Annotated in this window: 21 protein-coding genes; 11 read left to right on the top strand and 10 right to left on the bottom strand. The window is 45.5% G+C overall.

What is annotated here, in order from left to right; all coding sequences use genetic code 11:
- The 4 genes from prpF (at window position 1) to L4D79_RS05450 (ending at window position 5015) form a co-directional block, all read left to right on the top strand.
- On the top strand, window positions 1-1218 hold the full coding sequence (prpF, locus tag L4D79_RS05465; RefSeq protein ID WP_428648435.1) for a 2-methylaconitate cis-trans isomerase PrpF: 1218 nt from the start codon (window positions 1-3) through the stop codon (window positions 1216-1218).
- Window positions 1219-1364: 146 nt separating this feature from the next.
- The gene (locus tag L4D79_RS05460) at window positions 1365-3239 is read left to right on the top strand and encodes a propionyl-CoA synthetase (RefSeq protein WP_428648432.1); all 1875 of its coding nucleotides are present in this window, start codon (window positions 1365-1367) and stop codon (window positions 3237-3239) included.
- Window positions 3240-3383: 144 nt separating this feature from the next.
- On the top strand, window positions 3384-3692 hold the full coding sequence (locus L4D79_RS05455) for a hypothetical protein (RefSeq protein WP_428648430.1): 309 nt from the start codon (window positions 3384-3386) through the stop codon (window positions 3690-3692).
- A gap of 480 nt (window positions 3693-4172) precedes the next feature.
- Window positions 4173-5015 carry a (2Fe-2S)-binding protein gene (locus L4D79_RS05450; protein ID WP_428648427.1) on the top strand — a complete coding sequence of 281 codons (843 nt, stop codon included), beginning with the start codon at window positions 4173-4175 and terminating at the stop codon, window positions 5013-5015.
- 2 nt (window positions 5016-5017) lie between these two features.
- On the opposite strand, the gene L4D79_RS05445 is transcribed toward L4D79_RS05450, so the two are convergent.
- On the bottom strand, window positions 5018-5839 hold the full coding sequence (locus L4D79_RS05445) for a bestrophin-like domain (protein WP_428648425.1): 822 nt from the start codon (window positions 5837-5839) through the stop codon (window positions 5018-5020).
- A gap of 202 nt (window positions 5840-6041) precedes the next feature.
- Here L4D79_RS05445 and L4D79_RS05440 point away from each other — a divergent pair, with 202 nt between their 5' ends.
- Window positions 6042-6473, top strand: a complete 432-nt coding sequence (locus L4D79_RS05440) for a universal stress protein (RefSeq protein ID WP_428648423.1) — start codon at window positions 6042-6044, stop codon at window positions 6471-6473.
- A gap of 8 nt (window positions 6474-6481) precedes the next feature.
- Here L4D79_RS05440 and L4D79_RS05435 read toward each other — a convergent pair whose 3' ends face one another.
- Window positions 6482-7009, bottom strand: a complete 528-nt coding sequence (locus L4D79_RS05435; RefSeq protein ID WP_428648420.1) for a GNAT family N-acetyltransferase — start codon at window positions 7007-7009, stop codon at window positions 6482-6484.
- A gap of 275 nt (window positions 7010-7284) precedes the next feature.
- Here L4D79_RS05435 and L4D79_RS05430 point away from each other — a divergent pair, with 275 nt between their 5' ends.
- The 3 genes from L4D79_RS05430 to L4D79_RS05420 all read left to right on the top strand — a co-directional run bounded on the left by L4D79_RS05430 (window position 7285) and on the right by L4D79_RS05420 (window position 10569).
- On the top strand, window positions 7285-9543 hold the full coding sequence (locus L4D79_RS05430; RefSeq protein WP_428648417.1) for a glycoside hydrolase family 3 protein: 2259 nt from the start codon (window positions 7285-7287) through the stop codon (window positions 9541-9543).
- Between the two features lie 149 nt (window positions 9544-9692).
- Entirely contained in the window at window positions 9693-10175 is a 483-nt protein-coding gene (locus L4D79_RS05425) for a NanQ anomerase/TabA/YiaL family protein (RefSeq protein ID WP_428648414.1), read from the top strand.
- Between the two features lies 1 nt (window position 10176).
- Window positions 10177-10569, top strand: a complete 393-nt coding sequence (locus L4D79_RS05420; RefSeq protein ID WP_428648411.1) for a hypothetical protein — start codon at window positions 10177-10179, stop codon at window positions 10567-10569.
- A gap of 162 nt (window positions 10570-10731) precedes the next feature.
- On the opposite strand, the gene L4D79_RS05415 is transcribed toward L4D79_RS05420, so the two are convergent.
- The 8 genes from L4D79_RS05415 to L4D79_RS05380 form a co-directional block, all read right to left on the bottom strand.
- The gene (locus tag L4D79_RS05415) at window positions 10732-11232 is read right to left on the bottom strand and encodes a YgjV family protein (RefSeq protein ID WP_428648409.1); all 501 of its coding nucleotides are present in this window, start codon (window positions 11230-11232) and stop codon (window positions 10732-10734) included.
- Window positions 11233-11281: 49 nt separating this feature from the next.
- Complete coding sequence (locus L4D79_RS05410; RefSeq protein ID WP_428648406.1) at window positions 11282-11932, bottom strand: hypothetical protein; 651 nt, start codon at window positions 11930-11932, stop codon at window positions 11282-11284.
- Between the two features lie 75 nt (window positions 11933-12007).
- Window positions 12008-12634: a bifunctional 4-hydroxy-2-oxoglutarate aldolase/2-dehydro-3-deoxy-phosphogluconate aldolase gene (locus tag L4D79_RS05405; protein WP_428648403.1), complete on the bottom strand. Its 627-nt coding sequence runs from the start codon at window positions 12632-12634 to the stop codon at window positions 12008-12010.
- Window positions 12635-12650: 16 nt separating this feature from the next.
- Window positions 12651-13613: a sugar kinase gene (locus tag L4D79_RS05400; protein ID WP_428648400.1), complete on the bottom strand. Its 963-nt coding sequence runs from the start codon at window positions 13611-13613 to the stop codon at window positions 12651-12653.
- Entirely contained in the window at window positions 13610-15034 is a 1425-nt protein-coding gene (gene uxaC / locus L4D79_RS05395) for a glucuronate isomerase (protein WP_428648397.1), read from the bottom strand. The genes L4D79_RS05400 and uxaC overlap by 4 nt, the downstream gene beginning before the upstream one ends.
- 51 nt (window positions 15035-15085) lie before the next feature.
- Complete coding sequence (locus L4D79_RS05390) at window positions 15086-16549, bottom strand: fructuronate reductase (RefSeq protein WP_428648394.1); 1464 nt, start codon at window positions 16547-16549, stop codon at window positions 15086-15088.
- Window positions 16550-16614: 65 nt separating this feature from the next.
- Window positions 16615-17916 carry a TRAP transporter large permease gene (locus L4D79_RS05385; RefSeq protein ID WP_107347196.1) on the bottom strand — a complete coding sequence of 434 codons (1302 nt, stop codon included), beginning with the start codon at window positions 17914-17916 and terminating at the stop codon, window positions 16615-16617.
- Window positions 17917-17936: 20 nt separating this feature from the next.
- A complete protein-coding gene (locus tag L4D79_RS05380; protein WP_428648389.1) occupies window positions 17937-18449 on the bottom strand; it encodes a TRAP transporter small permease in 513 nt (170 codons plus the stop codon).
- A gap of 301 nt (window positions 18450-18750) precedes the next feature.
- Between L4D79_RS05380 and L4D79_RS05375 the strand changes: the two genes are divergently transcribed.
- From L4D79_RS05375 to uxuA, 3 genes are all read left to right on the top strand, one after another.
- Window positions 18751-19734, top strand: coding sequence for a TRAP transporter substrate-binding protein (locus L4D79_RS05375; protein ID WP_428648386.1), 984 nt, complete (start codon window positions 18751-18753; stop codon window positions 19732-19734).
- A 104-nt stretch (window positions 19735-19838) separates the two neighbouring features.
- Window positions 19839-20627 carry an FCD domain-containing protein gene (locus tag L4D79_RS05370; RefSeq protein ID WP_428648383.1) on the top strand — a complete coding sequence of 263 codons (789 nt, stop codon included), beginning with the start codon at window positions 19839-19841 and terminating at the stop codon, window positions 20625-20627.
- Between the two features lie 192 nt (window positions 20628-20819).
- The gene (gene uxuA, locus L4D79_RS05365; RefSeq protein WP_428648381.1) at window positions 20820-22004 is read left to right on the top strand and encodes a mannonate dehydratase; all 1185 of its coding nucleotides are present in this window, start codon (window positions 20820-20822) and stop codon (window positions 22002-22004) included.
- Window positions 22005-22165 lie beyond the last annotated feature (161 nt).

Here is a 22165-nt window from a genome sequence, read left to right as displayed (position 1 = left end):
ATGACAAATCCAGCCTCCCAACAACACGGGCAGATGCAACCACAATCTCAAATTAAGGTTCCTGCTACCTATATGCGGGGCGGAACCAGTAAAGGTGTGTTTTTCAATATGGCTGATTTGCCGCCTGATGCTCAGGTAGCAGGTGACGCCAGAGATCGGCTTTTATTGCGGGTTATCGGCAGCCCGGATTCCTATGCAAAGCAAATAGATGGGATGGGCGGGGCAACCTCAAGTACCAGTAAGACAGTGATTGTTTCCAAGAGCCGCAAGATGGATCACGATGTTGATTACCTGTTTGGGCAGGTATCGATTGATAAGCCGTTTGTTGACTGGAGTGGCAACTGCGGGAATTTATCGGCGGCGGTAGGGCCTTTTGCGATTCATGCCGGCTTGATCGCCAAAGATCGTATTCCCGCCAACGGTGTCGTTACCGTTCGTGTTTGGCAGGTCAATATCGAGAAAACCATCGTGATACATGTGCCTGTTGTGAATGGCTTTGTGCAGGAAACTGGCGAATTTGAGCTCGACGGTGTGACATTCCCAGCTGCTGAAATTCAGGTCGATTTCATGGCTCCGGCTGGTAGCGCGGGCTCGATGTTTCCCACGGGTAATCTGGTCGATGATCTGGAAGTACCTAGTATCGGTACGTTCAATGCGACCCTGATCAATGCCGGGATCCCAACTATTTTTATCGATGCTGAGTCATTGGGGTATGTCGGTACCGAGCTTCAGGATGATATCAACAATGATGAAAAGGCGTTGGCGATGTTCGAGCGTATTCGTGCGTATGGAGCGTTGAAAATGGGGCTAATTTCGCACCTTGAAGAGGCCGAAAAACGGCAGCACACCCCGAAAGTCGCATTCATCTCCAAACCCAAAACATACCTGTCATCGAGTGGAAAAGAAGTGGCTGATAGCGAGGTTGATGTATTGGTCAGAGCGCTGTCGATGGGCAAACTGCATCACGCCATGATGGGAACCGCAGCCGTTGCTATTGCTTCTGCTGCCTGTGTACCGGGCACTCTAGTGAATTTGGCCGCGGGTGGCGGTGAGAAAGAGTCAGTAACGTTCGGTCATCCGTCGGGGACGCTGAAGGTCGGGGCACAGGCGAAAGAAATGCAGCAAGGTTGGATGGTTGAGAAAGTCACCATGAGCCGCAGCGCGCGCATTTTGATGGAGGGCTTTGTCCGTGTTCCCTCCACTGTTTTCGATAAATAGCGTTAATACCAAGCATCTTGACGTCGCTGGGTATAAGTACAGCCTTTTAATTACATGTCTTTTAATTTGCAATATCAGGATATATATCCAAGTAACAGAAAAGTGAACTGCGCTTGATGTTACTTGGGTGAACTTGAGGAAGCACTATGTCTGCATATCAGAAAGAATATCAATTGGCACAAACTACGCCGCAAACGTTTTGGCGGGAGCAAGCTCAAAAACTACCGTGGTATCAATTTCCGCAAACCATTTTAAGTAAAGATGAAAATGGCATCGAACGCTGGTATGCCGACGGTGAGTTAAACACCTGCTATTTGGCGCTAGATCAGCATGTGGAAGCTGGCAGGGGCGATCAGACAGCCCTGATATATGATTCTCCGGTTACCGGTAGCAAAGTTCAGTACAGCTATCAGGTATTGAGGGATCAAGTTGCTAAGACCGCGGGTATGTTGGCGGAGTTAGGTGTGTCGAAAGGTGATCGCGTGGTGATTTACATGCCGATGATCCCCGAAGCGGCGATGGCCATGTTGGCTTGTGCGCGCATCGGCGCGATTCATTCAGTGGTATTTGGTGGCTTTGCCCCCAATGAGCTGGCCGTTAGGATTGAAGATGCAGAGCCGAAAGTCATTCTTACTGCCAGTTGCGGTATTGAAGTATCCAAGGTTATCCCTTATAAGCCATTGGTTGATAAAGCTATTATGGACAGCCGTTGGAAACCCGAGCATGTGGTTGTATTCCAGCGTAACGCTTGCCGTGCTGAATTATCTGAAGAGAGGGACTGTGATTGGCAGGCTTTGAAGCATAAAGCTGAAATGCACCCTTGTGTACCCGTAAAGGCGACAGATCCTCTTTATATTCTGTATACCTCGGGTACGACAGGTAAGCCCAAAGGTGTGGTGAGGGACAATGGTGGTCATGCTGTCGCGATGAAATACAGTATGGAGACAATCTATGACGTAGAGCCCGGCGATGTGTTCTGGGCGGCTTCAGATGTGGGTTGGGTCGTTGGCCACTCTTACATTGTCTATGGCCCGCTAATTCATGGCTGTACGACGGTAATGTTCGAGGGAAAACCCGTTAAAACGCCAGACCCAGCGGCTTTTTGGCGAGTGTGTAATGATTATGGCGTAAAGGTGCTCTTCTCGGCCCCGACGGCTTTCCGAGCAATCAAGAAAGAAGATCCAGAGGGAGTATTACTGGCTGATTACCCAATGGTCAGTTTGCAAGCGATTTATATGGCAGGGGAGCGATTGGATCCGCCAACACTCGAATGGGTACAAGAGAAAACGGGTCGACCGGTCATTGACCACTGGTGGCAAACAGAAACGGGCTGGGCTATTGCAGGAAATCCGGTTGGCCTTGAGAGTTTTGACATAAAGCCTGGCTCAGCAACCATGCCAGTCCCAGGCTATGGTGTGGTGGTGCTGGATGAAACCGGCGAGGAAAAAGCGACCAATCAGCAAGGGTACATTGCCATTAAAAGACCATTACCACCGGGTTGTTTACCGACGGTCTGGCGCAATCACGATAGGTTTCAGTCAGGCTATTTGAGCCAGTTCCCAGGATATTATGTGTCAGGTGATGGTGGTTATCTTGATGAAGAGGGTTATTTATTCGTTATGGGACGAATAGATGATGTCATCAACGTTGCTGGACATCGGTTATCAACCGGTGAAATGGAAGAAGTCGTGGGCGCTCATGAAGCGGTTGCTGAGTGTGCGGTTATTGGTATTCATGATGAACTGAAGGGCCAGTTGCCTTTGGGTCTGGTGGTACTGAAAGATGGCTATTATTCAGTTGACGGTATAATCGAAAAAGAGCTGTTGCAAAAAGTGAGGCACGAGATAGGTGCGGTCGCCTGTTTTAACCGTGCGCTGGTGGTTGATAGGTTGCCAAAAACGCGCTCAGGCAAGATCTTGCGCCGGGTAATAAGGCAAATTGCCGATGGTGAGCAGTATGTGGTGCCGTCTACTATTGATGACCCATCGAGTTTAAGTGAGATTGAAAAAGTGCTGGGTTAATTCAATGGCTGGCTATTGAATAGGACGAGGCGAGCGTCACCCTATTTGGCAGAGATTAATGCACTGGAATGTCCTATGTGATCTTGATCATGTTTGGATTGTGGACTATCAATAGAAACAGTGCATTGCGAAAAGGAGGATGCTATGCCTTTCAACTATATAATCATTGGGTTCGCGTTTGCCGCCCTTGCGCTTGATAAACTTTCTATTTTTGATGATGACACGGCGGATTATGTTAACGTGCCTACTTATCAATTGAATAGTCACCTTGATAAAACACCTGATTTAGCATCGGAAAATAAAAGAAACGTATCCTACCCTGTAGAGCCAATATCGCCGCGAAACAGCATTGATGAATATGATGCGATGATGACACCAAGTGGTACGCCACATGCGTCGTTGAATGTAAAACAGGTTGTTTTAGGAGGGATGGTGGTGCCTAGTGATTATTAAAAAAGCCACTTACGTGGCTTTTTGATAGTCCTTTAAAAACGCCAATCGCGCTTTGCTTAGCGCTGATTGTGTTTCTGATTTTAGTTTCTGCCTAACCAGTTTGGCATCCTTACTCATAGTAATGTTCCTATGCAATCCATGCACGCTTGACCAACGTTGCTAATTTATTGATTTTATCAGCATGTAGTGTGACACCCGTCCCAACTACAGGCTGCTTTTGCAAGTGAATATATACAAAACTGTCAGATAATTAAAGCTTTAGAATATTACGGGTTGATGAATCCCAGTGTTCCGTGATCTTTATCAACTTTATGCCTATTGATTCTTATGCTGTTATGGAGTACTTGCCCGTTCACTTTACGGCCACGCTACGTAACAACAGTGCCTCTTAAGGTAGCTTGGGTATAATTACTCGGGTATATTCGGCTTTAGGTGATCATAATATCGCCTGCCTGCGTTTTTTTCGAAGTAGACTTAAAGATGACATTATCAGCGGAATTGGCTCCTTTCTGGCTCGGAGAGCCAGCACACCCAACACTTGTATCTCAATTAGATTGGCTGTTTCAGCGCGAGCCTTTCTTCCGCCTTCAATATGGTGAAGTGGGTCAGCCACTGCCAGAGTGGATGGAGACCCATCTTGATACAACCATTCAATCATTTAGCCAAGATGTCGACACACGGCAAGCGGTAGGTGCGTCCTTGTGGTTGAAAAGCTTCACTGCCCACCTGTGTTCTGGTTTAGCAGCGTTAAGGCTCAAGTTTAATCGCGTTCCGATGCTATCTCTTGAACAAATAAGCCTTGATGTGGCGCCTAATGGAAAGTTAAAGCGAGTTGGTATCCCCGCGGACAGCGTTTTTTTCTGTCTTGAGGATGATCCTCTGGCACATAGCCCACAGGCAAAAGTGGTTGAATCAGAACAAGTGCTTGACCAGAAGTTATCTCATTTTGTGCAAGCGATCGGCCAGTCTATAGCGCCCAAATTTAAAGATCAAAAGGTCAATACACCTCAGTTCTGGGGAGCGCTTGGTTATGCGTTAGGATTGGTTTTTCAAAAGCTTACCCAGCATGGCTATGATAGAGCGTTAATTGAGCGCCTACAGCCTAAAGCAGATGCGTGGTTGGCAGGGATATTACCGGATTTTGCAGAGTTGAATAGCGTGAAGGCTGCAAGCTTGGAAAATGTGGGGATTTACTATATTCGTCGAGAGACGTGTTGCTTGAAATATAAATTGGATGGTAAGAAAAATTGCGCGACTTGCCAGCAACGTGAACCTGATGAGCAACTTGCTCTTTATCAATCAAAAGTACCCACGGGTATGTAGCTTTACTCGCTGAGTTTGAGTTTGCCCACATCATCGGGGTATAGCACTTTGTCCAAACTGTCGCGAAGGTCTATAAGGGGCTGTTGGCTAATCTCGATGATACTTCTTACGGGTCTGTCGAGTTCGACAATTAAAGTTAAAACCAAGGAAAAGGCCATGGCAAAGGGGAGGGCGGCAACCAGTGCCCTGCCTTTGTTTTGTGCACCAACTTGGACGCCGTTCAATGCTATGGTCAGGAATGTCAGTAGCCCCAGCGTAAACCAGATACTCACCGGGATCCTTCCTCTTATTCCTTTGTTTACCCTTTCGGTGTGAATATCGATCACCTCGTTGAGTGAATTGATATACAACAACAGTAACTCCGGTGAAGTGCTGCCATGCGCGTCAATAGCTTGGTTCCATAGCTTGAGTTGTATTATTTCGCTTTCCTTGATGATGCTATTTACAAGCCGCTTTTGGTCCTTTTTATTCTCGACGACGCGTAACGTGACATATTCACGCAGTAATTCTCGGCTGCGTGAACGATAAGGTTCGGCCAGTAAACCGGTACGAAGGATGGTCGTACCAACTGTATTGGCTTCAGTGAGCACCAGTTGCTTTCTTTCTCCTGATTTTGCCGCCGCCATGCTAAAAGTGATGGCGAGAATGAAGGCGAGTAAGCTGGCTAGCCCTGTAGCCATTGGACTAATAGATTGGCTGTATTCGTTGGATGGAAAGCGAAGAGCCAAGCGATATCCGAACTCGAACATCAGGGCAATAGCCCCGAAAATCAGCCCTAGGATGATAAAAATTGACAGAGAATCGATGAAGGATTCTTGATACATACAGTAACCTTGAAAAGAAACTCAACCAAACATATTTGAACGGCACTTGGCCTGATAGGGTGAAACCAGTGATACATCAGGCATCTGGCTAACAGTATAGCGGCTCATGGTTGTCCCGATTCTTAGATGCGCAAGTCTTTTTCAATTTGGTATAAGCTAAACTCTTAGTGTTCTTACATCATATTCTCCCGAGGGATAGCAAATGAAATATAAGCATGTTTTGTTAGCTGTTAACTTTGATGCGAATGCGGAATATTTGGTGATGAAAGCCGCCGAGCAAGCGAAAGCCCATCAAGCGTTGCTGAGTGTTATCCATATTGACCCTGATTTTACGGAGTTATATGAAGGGGTCAGAGAGTTTAATCCGGCTGAGTTTGATGAATCTGTACATAGTCAGTCTGTCCAAGATATGACGGAGTTGCTGAAGGAGGCCAATTATCCAATCTTCAAGCACATTTTTTATGCTGGTTACGTAGAAGATCAAATCATTAAAGCCATAGAGGAGTTTGATGTCGACCTTCTGGTGTTTGGCCACCATGAATCAAGCTGGTTCCATCAATTGACTCTATCCAGTAGTGAGCCACTATTGAGGAAAATGCCTTGTGACTTACTCTTTATACGTGTTGAACGCTAGTACGGCCGTTAGCGTTTTAAAATTACTGATGCTGATGGCCAGCCGTAGACCAGTTCATCAACAAGGCTACCTTCTGGGGCTTGCCATTGCTGGCTAATAATAGGCGTGCCGCCCATGTAGTCATAAAAGCGTTGGGCGCTGATATTCTGCCTCAGGACTTCAAGGTAAGCACCTGTATGGTTTGCTTCTGACTGAATAATGCGGCAGGCATGCTGAAGTAAGGCCTTACCCACTCCTTTTCCTTTGGTATCCTTGGAGACATGAAGATTTTCTATTAACGTTCCCTGCTCGGTATCCTGATCAAGATAAATACAAATAAAACCGAGCAGTTTTTGTTTTTCTAACGCCACGAAGATCCGCTGGTTTTCGCTCGGTTGATTAAATCGATGCTGCCAAATAGTCCCGCGTTCCTGAAAGACGTCTTCAGCAAGGTACTTTTCATCTAATAGCCCAGCGTAGACTGATTGCCAGCTTGTGGCATGCAGTTGGGTGATAGCGTTTTGGTCTTTCTGTTGCGCTGGTTTGATAGTAATCACGAAACCTCCTTGTCTTCTCTGTAAATCTTATTTACTACATTGATATTACTTCAAAAAACGCCATCTGCAATATCAGTTTTATTGTGTGCGTTCTGTGACCTCATAGCAAATAAGATGAATAATTTTATTTGTAAATGCTTTATCGTGATCAAGGTAAACCAAAATGAGAAACTGGTTGATCTAGATCGATTTATTAACATTAATTGGTTAACCAATGACCATCAAAGAGTACTCTTTATCGTGTTCCCAATATTCTAAAAAGATAAAGGCGCATAATGAAAAAAACACTCTTTACCCTAGCTCCTGTAGCAGTGGCGCTCATTCTAGCTGGTTGTAATTCATCTTCTAGCTCCAAAGATGGTCTTATCCAGCCGGTTGTCCAATCTCGTGTTCATGATCTACTCGACGTTGATGGTTACCAATTCCGAGATGCCAATGGAGATGGTGAACTCGCTCCTTATGAAGATTGGCGTTTAACCTCTGAGGAGCGTGCAGCTGACTTGGTCAGCCGTATGACTCTTGAAGAGAAAGTCGGCATGATGCTGATTGATACGTTGAATGCAGAAGCTTACGGCTATATTGGCAGTCAGCACCAAGACTTTGTTAACCGTCAGAAGATGAACCGCTTTATCTTCCGAAATAATATCCTGACTCAAGAAGAAATTGATGCGCTTACAGATGAAGAGCGCCAAGATGGAGGGGCCGCAGGTGGCCCTGGTGGGCCTAATTATGTCATTAGCCCAATGGAAGCTGCTCAGTATATGAATACGATGCAAGAGATGACCGAGCGGACACGCTTGGGTATTCCTGCACTGTTTAAATCGAATGCACGTAATCATATCGACCCGAATGCGAAAGCGGGTATCAACGTCGATTCCGGTGCTTTCTCGGCATGGCCGAAAGAAGGCGGGCTTGCGGCAACGGGTGACATGGAGCTGATAGCTGAGTTTGGTGAAGTGATGCGTGCTGAGTGGAATGCGATTGGCTTGCGCGGCATGTACGGCTATATGGCTGATTTGGCAACCGAACCACGTTGGTACCGTGTGCATGAAACCTTTACTGAAGATGCAGATCTAGCATCCGATATTATGACGTCTTTGGTCGGAAACCTGCAAGGTAAAGAAGTTACCTCAGACAGTATCGTACTGACAATGAAGCACTTCCCTGGTGGCGGGCCACAATTCCTTGGCTCAGACCCACACTACATAGCGGGTCAGCACCAGAGCTACCCAGCCGGTAACTTTGATTATCATGTTCAGCCTTTCAAAGCTGCAATCAATGCTGGCGTGGCCGCGATGATGCCATATTACGGTATTGTTGGTGGTGGTGAGTGGTCAATCAACGAGCCTGATAATGAGACGGAGATGGATGCGGGTGGCGTACCTCTTGGTGAGCTCTTACATGACCGGGTGAAAGACACTGTGCGTGTACCAAACAACGATTACTCAACAAACGTAGGTTCTCCGGCGGGTAATGTTGGTGTCGCTTTCTCTAAAGGTATTTTGGACGGTCTATTACGCAAAGAGCTTGGGTTTAGCGGTGTGATTAACTCTGATACCGGCATCATCAATGATCAGAACAATGTTCATACTGATTACGAGATGATGCACAATAATCGTGCTTGGGGGCTACAAGATAAGGACAAGACTGAACAATTTGTTATCGCCATTGAGGCTGGTACCGATGTTTTCTCGGGCTTTAATCGTAACGATGAAATTCGTACCGTTGTAGAGCAAGGGCTGGTATCGGAAAAGCGTATTGACGAGTCTGTTAAACGCCTATTGAAAGTACAATTTGATTTAGGGTTGTTTGAAAATGCCTATGTTGATGCAGAGAAAGCGAATGCGATTGTTGGTAATGCTGACTTCCAAGAAAAGGCTCAGTTAGCACAGCGTAAAGCCGTTGTTTTGCTTGAAAATACGAATGCGACTTTGCCACTGTCGACGACATCAAGCCTATTTACCATGGGTATGGAAGGCGAAATCGCTGAAGAGTACGGTTATGATGTGACGATTGGTGATGATGACGATGGTAATAAAGTCGCTGATGCAACAGGTATTGATCATGCGTTAATTCGTGTACGTGTTGATAATATTCCAGCAGTGATTACAGGGGATATCCCAAATAATCGTGCATTGGTGTTTGGTGGTTCTGACTTTGATGAACTATCAGTACTCGATTTCACGGGTATGGCGGGTTCAGAGTCTTGGGTAATTACACCATCTCTTGAAGATATCAAAGAAGTAATGGCAGAGGTAGGCGCTGAAAATACTGTACTTTCTGTCTACTTCCGCCAACCATATGTACTTGATGAAACCAGCGGTCTGAAAGACGCAGGTGCGATTCTCGCAACGTTTGGTTCTGATGACCGTGCGGTAATGGATGTTGTCAGTGGCGAGTTTAACCCACAGGGTAAACTACCGTTTGCGCTTGCCAATAGTGCCCAAGCAATTATCGACCAAGATTCGGATGCTCCGGGTTACAAAGGCGGTGATACTTTATACGAGTTCGGATATGGCTTGAACTACAAGTAAAAAATATAGCGTTAGTCTTTAATCGTTAAGAGCCTGATTATATCAGGCTCTTTTTTTGATCTTGGTCTACTAATTAACATGAATTGGTCAACCACTACTCATGGTTAGTATATAATTATTAAAATATTATATGCTTTAGTGAGGCTTCAGTGTACAGAGGTAATTTATGTTCTCTGGAAAGTTATCGTAATATTCCATTTAAACTGATCGATATTGTTCAACTTGTAAAGCGAAAAATTCAGGCCAACAGTGAAGTGGGAACATACCCTGTTATCGGTGATGATGCTTTTTACTTTATCGTCGAGGATAAAACAAAGCACTTTTTAGAATCGAGAGCAGAAATACACGATAAATATATAGATGTACAAATTGTATTAGAGGGAACAGAGAGGTATGGATATAGCCTTACTCCATTTAATTCAATTGATGAAGACTATATTGACGACAAGGATGTTGCATTTAGCAGTGATATCAATGATGAGCAGTTTGTTACGTTGAATAAAGATGACTTTATTATCTTTGATACTAAGCAGCCGCACCGTCCATTAGTTGCTGTGAGTAACCCTGAACCCGTAAAAAAGGCTGTAGTAAAAATCAATAAACAGTATTTGAGAAAATTTAGCGAGGTGTAATATGAATACCTATATGAACATGTTGGAGTGGGAAGATGATGCGATTCCACATCGACTGTGGATTGAGCGGCTTGATAATAACCATACTCGGCTTTGCATGAAAGTGATTAAAGATGTTGACCCAGAGATGTTGTACCTTGAACTACCGGTCTCGCAGGAAAAAGTGATAGGTGCATGGCAGGGAAGGGCTGCTGCTGTTTCAGATGCTTATGATGATGGCTGTTTATACTCACAAGTTCGTAGCTTGTTTAATTTAGATAATGGTTGTGTTATTTGGAACGTTACTCATATACAACTGACGGATAAAAGAAAGATGTCAGCGGATAAGTTAGCTTTTATCCCAGGTATGACACATGATCATGGTCTATTGAAACCTATTCTAGAAACTGTTTAACAGATTATTCTCTGTTTATTTTATAAAAATACGCTGAACCTGAACCTGCACCTTGAGGTAGCTTGGGTATACATGTAATTGTCATCATCGGTGATAGATAATAATATCGTGGTTAACTATATTTATATTTTAAAGTACACCAAGCTTTACTTGGTGTACTTTTCATATGGCACGCTTAGAAAATTTCATTTTTGATATGGTGTATAAATTAACGATAATGAACGTTGACTCCATTAGCGTTCCACCAATTGAGCCTAGCAGTAAGTTATTCGTTAACCAGCAAAAGGAATTAAAGAGTATCAGCACTCTAAGTTTAATGCCATCAGCTTTGAATAATCCCCATGTTGCAACTGAGGCTCCAAATATTGTTAGGATCTCATAACTGTTTTGCAGGCTAGGTAAACCCATTAACCAAAGCAAACTGATAAAAAACCACATTACTTTGTTTGATTTTGTTTTGGTAGAAGCATAACTTCTCAGTGCACTTATTCCACAGCCAAACGCTGCTGTGAATGCACCCATCAAAATGAAATGACTGCATAAAATAACTTGGAAAATAGTGAGGTGTAAGCGGAACCGGTTTCCATTTTGATGAAGAAATGCTGATGCTCCGACAAGAAAAGCAAACAATCCAATACTCTGGGCGAAATCAAGCTCTAACATAATACCCCTTTAAAAAACTCCGTGTGTTGATAGCCAAGCTTTTGTAAACCTAGCCGTTTGGTATAAGAGCGGCGATAACTTCACAGCACAACTCTGGGCTGGAAAGTACATGAGCTGGTGCTTGGTTGATGTATGAAAGTGCTGGTGCCATTGAAGCTTGGGCTAGAACGATGGTATCGGTTCTGCACGTTTCCCGTTCGATATATTCTGCGATGACTCTGGCATACGAATCTGCATCGCCATTGGCATAATAGTGCCAAGCGCCAGGGATAACGGCATAAGTGACATCAGGTGATGTTCCTTGCTGCTGGGCACACTGCGTCAACAGATCTAAGGTCGGTTCAATGGTGCTTTCGAGAGCAGCGAGAACATGGATTTTTTGTGTAGAGACGGCTTGTTCAGCCATTGGACGGTCAACACGGATCACTCTAGAGCGAATATTGCCAGTTTGCTCTGCGGCATCACCAATGGTTGAACAGGTACAGATAATAATATCAGCGCCATTAGCGGCAATATTTTGGATGGCTGTTTGAACAAGCTTAATAACAGTATCTGTCAGGCCTTCGCTCATCGCTTTTTGTAGCAACTGTTCATCGACATGGTGGGAAATGGTGACATCCTTCGTTGTCAGGTGCTGCTCTATATATGGGTGAAACAGCTGTTTGTTGGCTTCTAGAGTGTAGAGAAAAGCTATTTTCATTGGTGCAATCCTTAGCAAAAATGTGGGAAAAAGAAAGGCTTCCCAAAGGAAGCCTCGGCCATCAAAAGTGATTGATTATGCTACTAGATCTGCAGCTTCGCGTGCAAGGCGGCCGATTTCATCCCAACGGCCTTCGTTAATCATCTTCTTATCAACCATCCATGTACCGCCACAAGCGAATACGCGATCAATCGCGAGATAGTCTTTCACATTCTTGGTGTTTACTCCGCCAGTTGGCATGAATTGGATTTGCGTGTACGGGCCGAGTAGTGATTTCACCATATTGATACCGCCAGAAGCTTCTGCCGGAAAGAATTTCAGGGTTGTGATGCCCATTTCAATTGCGGCTTCAACTGCACTTGGGTTATTAACACCAGGTACGATATCAATGCCCAGTTCTTGGCAGGCTTTAACCGTATTTGGGTTGAAACCAGGAGAAACCACAAACGTTGCCCCTGCTTCTTTAGCGGCGATAGCCTGCTCGCGGTTCAATACGGTTCCGGCACCGATTAGCATGTCAGGTTGGGCTGCACGTAGCAGACGAATAGCTTCTGCGGCGGCATCTGAGCGGAAGGTGATCTCTGCTGCCGGTAGACCGTTTTCAGCCAGTGCTTTACCTAGGGGAATAATATCTTCCGCGCGATCGATAGCAATCACGGGAATGACTTTAATTTGTGCGAGTTGTTGTGCAGTCGTGCTCATTGTTGAGTCTTCCTTATTATTGCTCTGATAGAGCAGGTTGTTCGTGGTTGAACTGAATATGTGCCATTGCATCCGCAGGGATAATTGCCCCTTTATGCTGGATCACCGTACCAGCTAGCTGGTGGCCTTGTTCGGAACACACTACAGGCGATTTGCCTGTCAGCATGCCTGCCATGAAACCGGCATTGAATGAGTCACCTGCAGAGGTCGTATCGATGACTTCTTTAACGGGTGTTGTGGCGACAAACGTGCGAGTTTCAGTAGTGAAGTCCTCAAAGTAGTTCCCTTTGGCGCCCATTTTCACCACGGCTTTTTTGACCCCGGCTGCTCTCAGCCTTTCCAAAGTGATTTCTTCGCTAGCATCACCCCATAGGTTGGCTTCATCATCGTTGGTAACAAGGGCGAGTGTCGTGACGGCAAAAACGTGTTGGTAGCATTCGCGAGCCTGTTCGGCTGAATCCCATAGTGCAGGGCGGTAGTTGGAGTCGAAAAGTATTTCGACTCCATCTTTTGCCAGTTGGCCTAGTAGCTCGACCAGTTGCTGGCGGTCTTGCTGTGGCAAAATAGCAAGGCTTATTCCGCTTAGGTAAATCATGTCCATCTGGGCGAGTTGCTGGGCAACCTTGTTAAACTCTGGATGCTGCATGACATAGCGGGCTGCAGATTGGTTACGCCAGTACAAGAAAGTACGCTCGCCTTTGTCGTCTAACTGGATCAGGTACAACCCCGGTTGACGAGAGGCATCTCGTAATACTAACTCTGTGCCTACACCTTCATCTCTCCAGCGTTGAAGCATGCCTTCGCTTATTGCATCGCTACCAAGGGCAGAGACATACTCAATTTGCGCAGTTTGGCCTGCTGTGCGAGCCAGATAGACGGCGGTATTGAGCGAGTCGCCGCCGTATGTCTGGTGCATATCACCAAACGGTGCACCATTGAGTTCGATCATGCACTCACCGATAAGGGCTACGCGCTTCATGCTTGCTCTCCAGGTAGGGTGAAGTAGCGTTTGGCGTTGCTGAAGCAAATATCCTGCACCATCTTACCGAGCATGTTGATGTCGTTAGGTACCTCTCCGTTCTCCACCCATTGGCCAATCATGTTGCAAAGGATGCGGCGGAAATACTCATGGCGGGTATACGAAAGGAAGCTGCGTGAGTCGGTCAGCATGCCAACGAACTGGCTTAGTAGGCCAAGTTGCGATAATTGCTCCATTTGGCGTTGCATACCGTCTTTCTGGTCGTTGAACCACCAACCTGAACCGAACTGTACCTTGCCGGCGATGCCACCGCCCTGGAAGTTACCGATCATGGTTGCCATCATTTCATTGTCGCGCGGGTTCAGGCAGTAAATAATCGTTTTTGGTAGCTCGTTGCTAAAGTCCATGTCATCCAGCAGCGAAGCTAGCTGGAAAGCAAATGGGCGGTCACCAATGGAGTCAAAACCGGCATCAGCGCCTAGTAGTTTGAACATGCGGGTGCTGTTGTTACGCTGGGCTCCGATATGTAGTTGCATAACCCAACCGCGTTTGGCGTATTGTTTACCAAGCCAGACTTGTACCGCTGTACTGAACTGATCGACTTCTTCTTCGGTTAGCGCTTCACCGGCCAAGCGGCGAGTGAGCATAGTGTTCAGTGCCGATTCTGATGGAACTTTACCGTAGCGTACAATTTCGATGCCATGGTCAGCTGCACGACAACCGTGTGCCGCAAAGTGGTCAAGGCGGCGATCAAGGGCGGTGAGCAAATCAGCAAAAGAGGAAATTTCAATATCAGCAACCTCACCAAGAAGCTGCATGTATTCTGCAAAGCCGTCTAGCTCGATTTTAAAGGCGCGGTCAGGTCGCCAGCTTGGAGCAACTTCGATATCACAGCTTTCGTCTTCGGCAATGGCTTTATGGTGTTCTAGTGAATGGATAGGGTCATCGGTTGTGCCTGCCATGACCACATTCATCTGCTTCATGATCCCGCGGGCAGAAAATTCAGGGCTCGCGAGTTTTTCATTGCATTCGTGCCAGATGTCTTCTGCGGTATCAGGACCGAACAATTTACCCGTTATGCCAAATGGACGGCGAAGCTCAAGATGCGTCCAGTGGTAAAGCGGGTTGCCCAGTGTTTGAGGGACGGTTTTAGCCCACGCCATGTACTTATCAAAATCAGAGGTGTCTTTACCTGTGATAAGCGCTTCGGGAATACCGGCAGAACGCATGCCGCGCCACTTGTAGTGATCGCCCTCCAGCCACATTTGGCCGATATTATCGAAACGGCGGTTCTCAGCAACTTCTTGAGGGTTCAGGTGACAATGGTAGTCATAAATTGGCATGTCCTTGGCGTAATCATGATAGAGCACACGCGCAATTTCATTTGATAGGAGGAAGTCATCGCAAAGGAAGTTTTTCATTATTGGCTCCGAAGAAGCATTGGGCGAACATGTCGCCCAATATTGAAATAGTTATAGAGAAGCGACGGCGGCACGAGCACCTTTGGTAATGATCAGTTGGTAAGCTTTAGTCACAGCTTCAACAAAATCATTGTTTTGAATTAAATCTGTGCCGAATATTGCCTCGATACCTAACACTGCTTTGACGACCGAGGTATTAATGCCGTGTTCTTGGTAGATAGCTTTAAATCGGTCAACCATAGGGTCGCGAACATCAATAGGGTTGGCTTTTTCGTCTACACCACTGATGTAAGTCATCCAGCCTGCGATGCCCATTGCCAGCCACTTGTAATCGGTGCCTGCTGCTAGGTGGTGACGTAGTGAGCCGCCCATGCGCTGAGGAATTTTTTGGCTACCGTCCATCGCAATTTGCCATGTTTGGTGCTTTAGGCTTGGGTTGGTAAAACGCTCGATAAGCAGCTTGGCATAAGCTTCAAGATCTGTGCCTTCTGGCATGGTTAGGGTAGGAGCCTGTGCCTGCATCATCATGTCAAACGCCGCTTTACGGTAGCTTTCGTTGGTCATGGTGTCAGAAATGTGCTGGTAGCCACCAAGGTAGCCTAGGTAAGCAAGGAATGAATGGCTGCCGTTTAGCATACGCAGTTTCATTTCTTCAAAAGGCACAACATCAGCAACAAACTCTGCGCCAGCAACATCCCACTCCGGACGGCCATTAACGAAGTTATCTTCGATTACCCACTGGCGGAACGGTTCACAGGCAATACCACATGGGTCAGCCACACCAACGAGCTCGGTGATTTCGGCCAGTGTTTCAGCTGTGGCAGCCGGAACAATGCGGTCGACCATCGTACATGGGAAGGTGACATTGGCTTCGATCCAACCCGCCAATTCTTGGTCTACCAAATTGGCAAAGTCCAGTACAGCTGCACGGGCTACATGGCCATTTTCTTGTACGTTATCGCATGACATCACGGTAAATGGCTTAAGGCCAAGTTCACGACGGATACGCAATGCTTCCACGATGTAACCAATTGCAGAGTTTGGTTCACGAGGATTTTCCACATCGGCTTTGATCAGGCCATTATTCTTATCCAAGCGGCCAGTAGCTGGGTCGGCACAGTAGCCTTTTTCGGTAATCGTCATTGAAACGATGGCAACTTGCTCTTCTGCCATTTTTTCAAGTACCGCTCGCTGCCCTTCGAAATTTGGGTGCAATGACTCAGTGACCGAGCCGATCATTTTGACAACTGTTTCATTCGCTCCTTTTTCTGCCACGGTATACAGATGGTCTTGTTCACGGAGTTGAGTAATTAACTCTTCGCCGCCAAAGAGGTTAATTTCACAGATCCCCCAGTTGCTGCCGGTTTTCTCTAGCATTTCATTGGTAAATAATGCTTGGTGGGCTCGGTGGAAAGCACCAAAGCCAAGGTGAACGATGCGACTTTTCAGGGTTGAGCGGTCGTAGTTAGGGCGAATGACCTGTGTGTTTACGTTGCTGTTAGCGATATTGTCCATTGTCTTGTCCTTGATTCCGCCAGCGATGCTGACGGAATTTTAAATTAGGGAAGTGAGGTGCTTGATTAGTAACCTAAAACTAGACCTGGTAGGAACAGGCTCAGCTGAGGAATAAAGGTTACAGCCAGTAGCGCAACAATCAGTGCGGCGTAAAATGGCAGTAGCGGTTTGATAATCTTATCGATGGATACTTTAGCTACCGAGCAACCGATAAACAGTGCGCTACCTACCGGCGGTGTACAGATACCAATCGCTAAGTTAAAGGTCATCATGATACCGAAGTGAACCGGGTCGATACCTAGGTCTAGTGCGATCGGTAGGAAAATCGGCGTAAAGATAAGAACGGCTGGCGTCATATCCATGAAGATACCCACAATCAACAGGATCAGGTTGATGATTAGCAGGATAACAAGTGGATTTTCTGAAACCGCAAGCAGTGCATCAGCAATCATGTATGGGATATCGGCATTGGCCATCGCCCAAGACATCCCCATGGATGCACCTACCAACAGTAATACAATTGAGGTTGTTACCGCTGATTCAAGAATGATTTTCGGTAAATCTTTAAATTTCACTTCACGGTAAATCAATACAGCGAGTATGAAGGTATAGACAACGGCAATGGCAGAAGCTTCTGTTGCTGTGAAGATACCACCAATAATACCGCCCATAATAATGACAATAAGCATCAGTGAAGGCAGGGCTTTAATCAGTGTGTCCCACACTTCAGCCAAGGTCGGCTTAGGTGCTAGTGGGTAGCCACGACGCTTTGCGATGAAACCAGCGACACACATCAAGCTAAGGCCCATGATAATACCTGGAATATAGCCACCCAAGAACAAAGCCGCAATCGATGTGCCGCCAGAAACTAATGAGAATACAATTAACGTATTACTTGGCGGGATCAACAGACCCGTAGGGCAAGAGGTAATGTTGACCGCTGCCGAGAAATGCTCATCGTAACCGTCTTTCTTTTGTAGTGGTGACATGGTGCCACCAACCGCAGCGGCAGACGCTACAGCTGAGCCAGAAATAGAGCCAAACATCATGTTTGCCATCACGTTAACGTGAGCAAGAGAACCCGGTAGTCGGCCGCCTAATACTTTGGCAAAGTTAATCAGACGGATAGCGATACCGCCTTGGTTCATGATGTTACCAGCAAGAATGAAGAACGGGATAGCTAATAACGCAAAGTTGTCCAAGCCGGCGGCCATACGCTGTGCCACAACCGCAATGGCAGGCTCGAGCGGTAGGCTCATCATGATTGTTGCAAGCGATGATAAACCGATAGCGAAAGAAACAGGGATCCCCAGAGTGAGGAGAACTGCAAAGCTACCAAAAAGTGTAAGAATGACTTGCCATTCCATAGTGGTAATCCTTTATTTAATTAATTCTGTTGAGTTTCAGCAGCAGGTGCTTGATTCGAAAGCAATTGCTTGAATTTTTCTAAACCGAAAACGGCTGAGTAAAAAATCATAAGTGCGCCACTAATTGGTAAGCAGAAATAGATGTATCCCATTTCAATCCCTAAAGCTGGTGTTACCTGTCCTGTCGCCAGTGTTTTCAGCGCAAGGTTGGTGCCACCGTAGACCAGAACGATGAAGGCAAAAGCCGCAATTGCAAATTGAATGAAGATTTCGTTGATCAGTTTTCGTTTACCACTCAATTTCATCGTAAGTAGGTCGATAGCAAGGTGGCGTTTCTGGCCAGTGGTGTAGGCTGCGCCAATTAAGGCAACCCACATAAAGAGATAGCGAGCTAGTTCGTCAGTAATTGTGCTTGGTTTACCAATGACATAGCGTGAAATCACCTGCCAAATTACACAGAAAACCAAGAAAGAAGACAGCGATACAGTAAACATCGCCAACCCTCTATTTATATAACCAACCAGTTTATTCATCTTAAGTTCCTTTCAATGGGGATACGTGCCTTATGGTTTGGTTAACCAATGTAAGAGGGTATTAATAAACCCTTTATGCAGGCACGGTCATTTCTGGCTGAAATTATAGGGAAGGGTGATAAAAAGTCATGTGAGGAGCATCACACTTGTATTGGTTGACCAATTTTAGGGTGTTTATTGTGATTTGGGTCAACCAATTGGGGTTTTAGGTTTGACGGTTAGACTATTTGGCGACAATATTGGCCCCGTAAGCAAACATACCCTACACAAATGGATTACCAATCTCACGGAGATAACAATAATGATGACACGCAAGAATGTGTTAACAGCAGTAATTGGCGCAGCATTAACTTTCGGCGCAACAGCTTCTGCTTATGCAGCAACAACACTAAAGCTAAGCCATAACCACCCACGTGACCATGCGGTACACCAAGCAATGGACGCGATGGCAAAAGAAGTGCGTTCTCTTACAGATGGTGAGGTTCGCATTCGTATCTACCCTGATGCACAGCTTGGTACCCAGCGTGAGTCTATGGAGCTAATGCAAAATGGTGCTCTAGAAATGGTGAAGACTAATGCTGCTGAGCTAGAAGCATTCGCACCAGCATACGCCGCCTTTAACCTTCCATACCTTTTCCGTGATAAAACACACTATTACAATGTTAAGGAAGGTGAAGTTGGTGAAGAAATCCTTGCTTCTTCACGCGATAGCGGTTTTGTTGGTGTGACTTACTATGATGCCGGTGCACGTAGTTTTTATACTTCTAAGCCAATCAATACACCTGAAGATCTGAAAGGTTTGAAGATCCGTGTTCAGCCGAGCCCATCGGCAATTGCAATGGTGAATGCATTGGGTGGTAGCCCAACTCCACTAGCATACGGTGAACTATATACTGCATTGCAGCAGGGTGTTGTTGATGCAGCAGAAAACAACATTCCATCATTCAGCCTGAGCCGTCACGGTGAAGTATCTAAGTATTTCAGCCTAGATGAGCACACTATGGTTCCTGATGTGTTGGTTATTTCGACCAAAGCGTATGACGCTCTTTCTGAAGAGCACCGTGAAGCGTTGAAAACAGCGTCAATGAACTCAATGGAGCTAATGAAGAAGCTTTGGGCTGAATCAGAAGCTGAAGAGCGTGCAAATGCAGAAAAACTGGGCGTAACATTTGTTAAGCCGAATAAAGCTGCCTTCGTTGAGGCTGTACAGCCTATGTACGATGCACTAGAAACATCTAACCCAGAATTGAATGAAATCGTTGAGCGAATTCAAGCGGTTCAATAAGGGTAAAAAGTAAGCGAAAGAAAAGTAATAACAAGGTGTTGCCACACTTTTAGATATAGAGGTTGACCAATTTTATTTGGTCATTATGATGGCGTAATAGTGCAATGGAAAATAGTGACAATATCATCATGATGCCTTTTGAACCGAAAAGACCTTACCAAGAGTTAGGGTTGGTACTGAGACAAGAGTTAATTGACGGCCATTACCAGGTGGGTGATCGGCTACCTCCAGAACGTGATATAGCAGAAAGGCTTGATGTCAGCCGTACCGTGGTACGTGAAGCTATTATTATGCTCGAGCTGGAAAACTTAGTTGAAGTGAAGAAAGGTTCTGGGGTGTATGTTCTTAATATCCCTAATCTGGCTAATAGCCGAGAGAATGTAATTAGCGATGATGCGGGGCCATTTGAAATGCTACAGGCAAGGCAGTTGCTGGAAAGTAATATTGCTGAGTTTGCTGCTATTCAAGTGACGCCTAATGATATTGTAAAAATGCGCGCAGCACTCGAATTAGAACGCAATGAAATTGCAAGTGGTTCTGAAAACTGCACGGGTGATGAACAATTTCACTTATGCATAGCTGAAGCAACGCAAAATTCCGTGTTGGTCGATATGCTTAAGCATTCGTGGGAACGACGTGAACAAAGCCCTATGTGGAAAAAGCTCCATACTCATATTAATGATATGGCTTACCGCGAAGAGTGGCTCGAAGATCACGCACGTATCCTTGCAGCAATGCAGCGCAAAGATCCTATTGCAGCTAAAAACGCCATGTGGCAACACCTTGAAAATGTAAAACAACGCTTACTCGAACTTTCTGATATTGATGATCCGAATTTTGATGGCTACTTATTTAGCTCGAATCCGGTAGTTCTTCTTGGTGGTGAGAAATAATACCACTCTGGATAAGCAAGATTGATAAAGTGTTTATTTAGGTTGGTATCAACCGCCGAAAAATTAAATTAGGCCAATTAATTGTTGGCCTCTTTATAAGCAGTTATTTTACGTAATTGTATATTCTAAATTGTAAAGTACTTAACTCAGAGACTTTGAGCGGGTTAAGTGTGTCTATAAAAGGTGATTGTCATGGAACAAACCTGGCGCTGGTATGGCCCTAATGACCCTGTATCTCTTGATGATATTCGTCAAGCAGGAGCTACGGGAATTGTAAACGCATTGCATCATATTCCAAATGGTGAAGTGTGGACAAAAGAAGAAATCCTAAAGCGCAAAGCGATAATAGAAGAAAAAGGATTAACTTGGTCTGTTGTTGAAAGTGTGCCTGTTCATGAAGAAATAAAAACGCAAACAGGTAATTATCAGCTGTGGATCGATAATTATAAGCAAACTCTTCGCAATTTAGCAGAGTGCGGAATTGATACGGTTTGTTATAACTTTATGCCGGTATTAGATTGGACCCGTACCGATCTCGAGTTTGAAATGCCTGATGGCTCTAAAGCCTTGCGCTTTGATCAAATTGCCTTCGCTGCATTCGAACTTCATATTTTGAAACGACCTGGTGCTGAAAACGATTATTCAGACGAAGAGCAAAGCCAAGCCTATGATTACTTTAATGCTATGTCTGAGGCTGAAATTGCTAAATTGACCGCAAATATTATTGCGGGTCTGCCTGGGGCAGAAGAAGGCTATACGCTAGAAGAGTTCCAAGCTCAACTGGACCGTTATGCAGGTATTGATAAAGATAAACTACGCCAGCATATGAAGCATTTCCTGAGTGAGTTGATGCCGGTCTGTGATGCCAGTGGTCTTAAAATGGCTGTTCATCCCGATGATCCACCACGCCCAATTCTTGGTCTGCCACGTATTGTTTCGACGATTGAAGATATTGATTGGCTGACAGCTGAAGTACCGAGCAAAAATAACGGTATTACTATGTGTACTGGCTCTTACGGTGTGCGTGGCGATAATGATTTGGTAAATATGATCAAGCAGCATGGCAGTCGTGTTTACTTTACCCATTTGCGTTCGACTCAGCGAGAGGAGAACCAACTAAGCTTCCATGAAGCTGCCCACCTTGATGGTGATGTCGACATGTACAATGTCGTCATGGCAATTCTAGAAGAAGAGCAACGACGTGAAAAAGAGGGTGATACACGCTTAATTCCAATGCGTCCTGACCACGGCCACCAAATGCTGGACGACTTAAAGAAGAAGACAAATCCTGGCTACTCTGCGATTGGTCGTCTAAAAGGTCTAGCCGAGGTTCGTGGTTTGGAACTAGCGCTAAAGCGTGCTTTTTTCAAAAAATAACATAACCTAACCCGATTTAATTAAAGGCCCATCCAATGGGCCTTTTTTCGTGTTTCTCGATCACATCGACATTTATTTTGTGGCTCTCCATGTAAGGTGTTTCTTACCCATGTGCCATGGGTATATTTTTTTGTATTCAACACTTGCCACAACAGGGACAA

It is taken from the genome of Photobacterium satsumensis (assembly GCF_050336935.1).
GTDB classification, from domain to species: Bacteria; Pseudomonadota; Gammaproteobacteria; order Enterobacterales; family Vibrionaceae; genus Photobacterium; species Photobacterium satsumensis.
The sequence above is the reverse complement of the archived record's forward strand: the minus strand, read 5'-3'. Positions and strand labels throughout refer to the sequence as shown.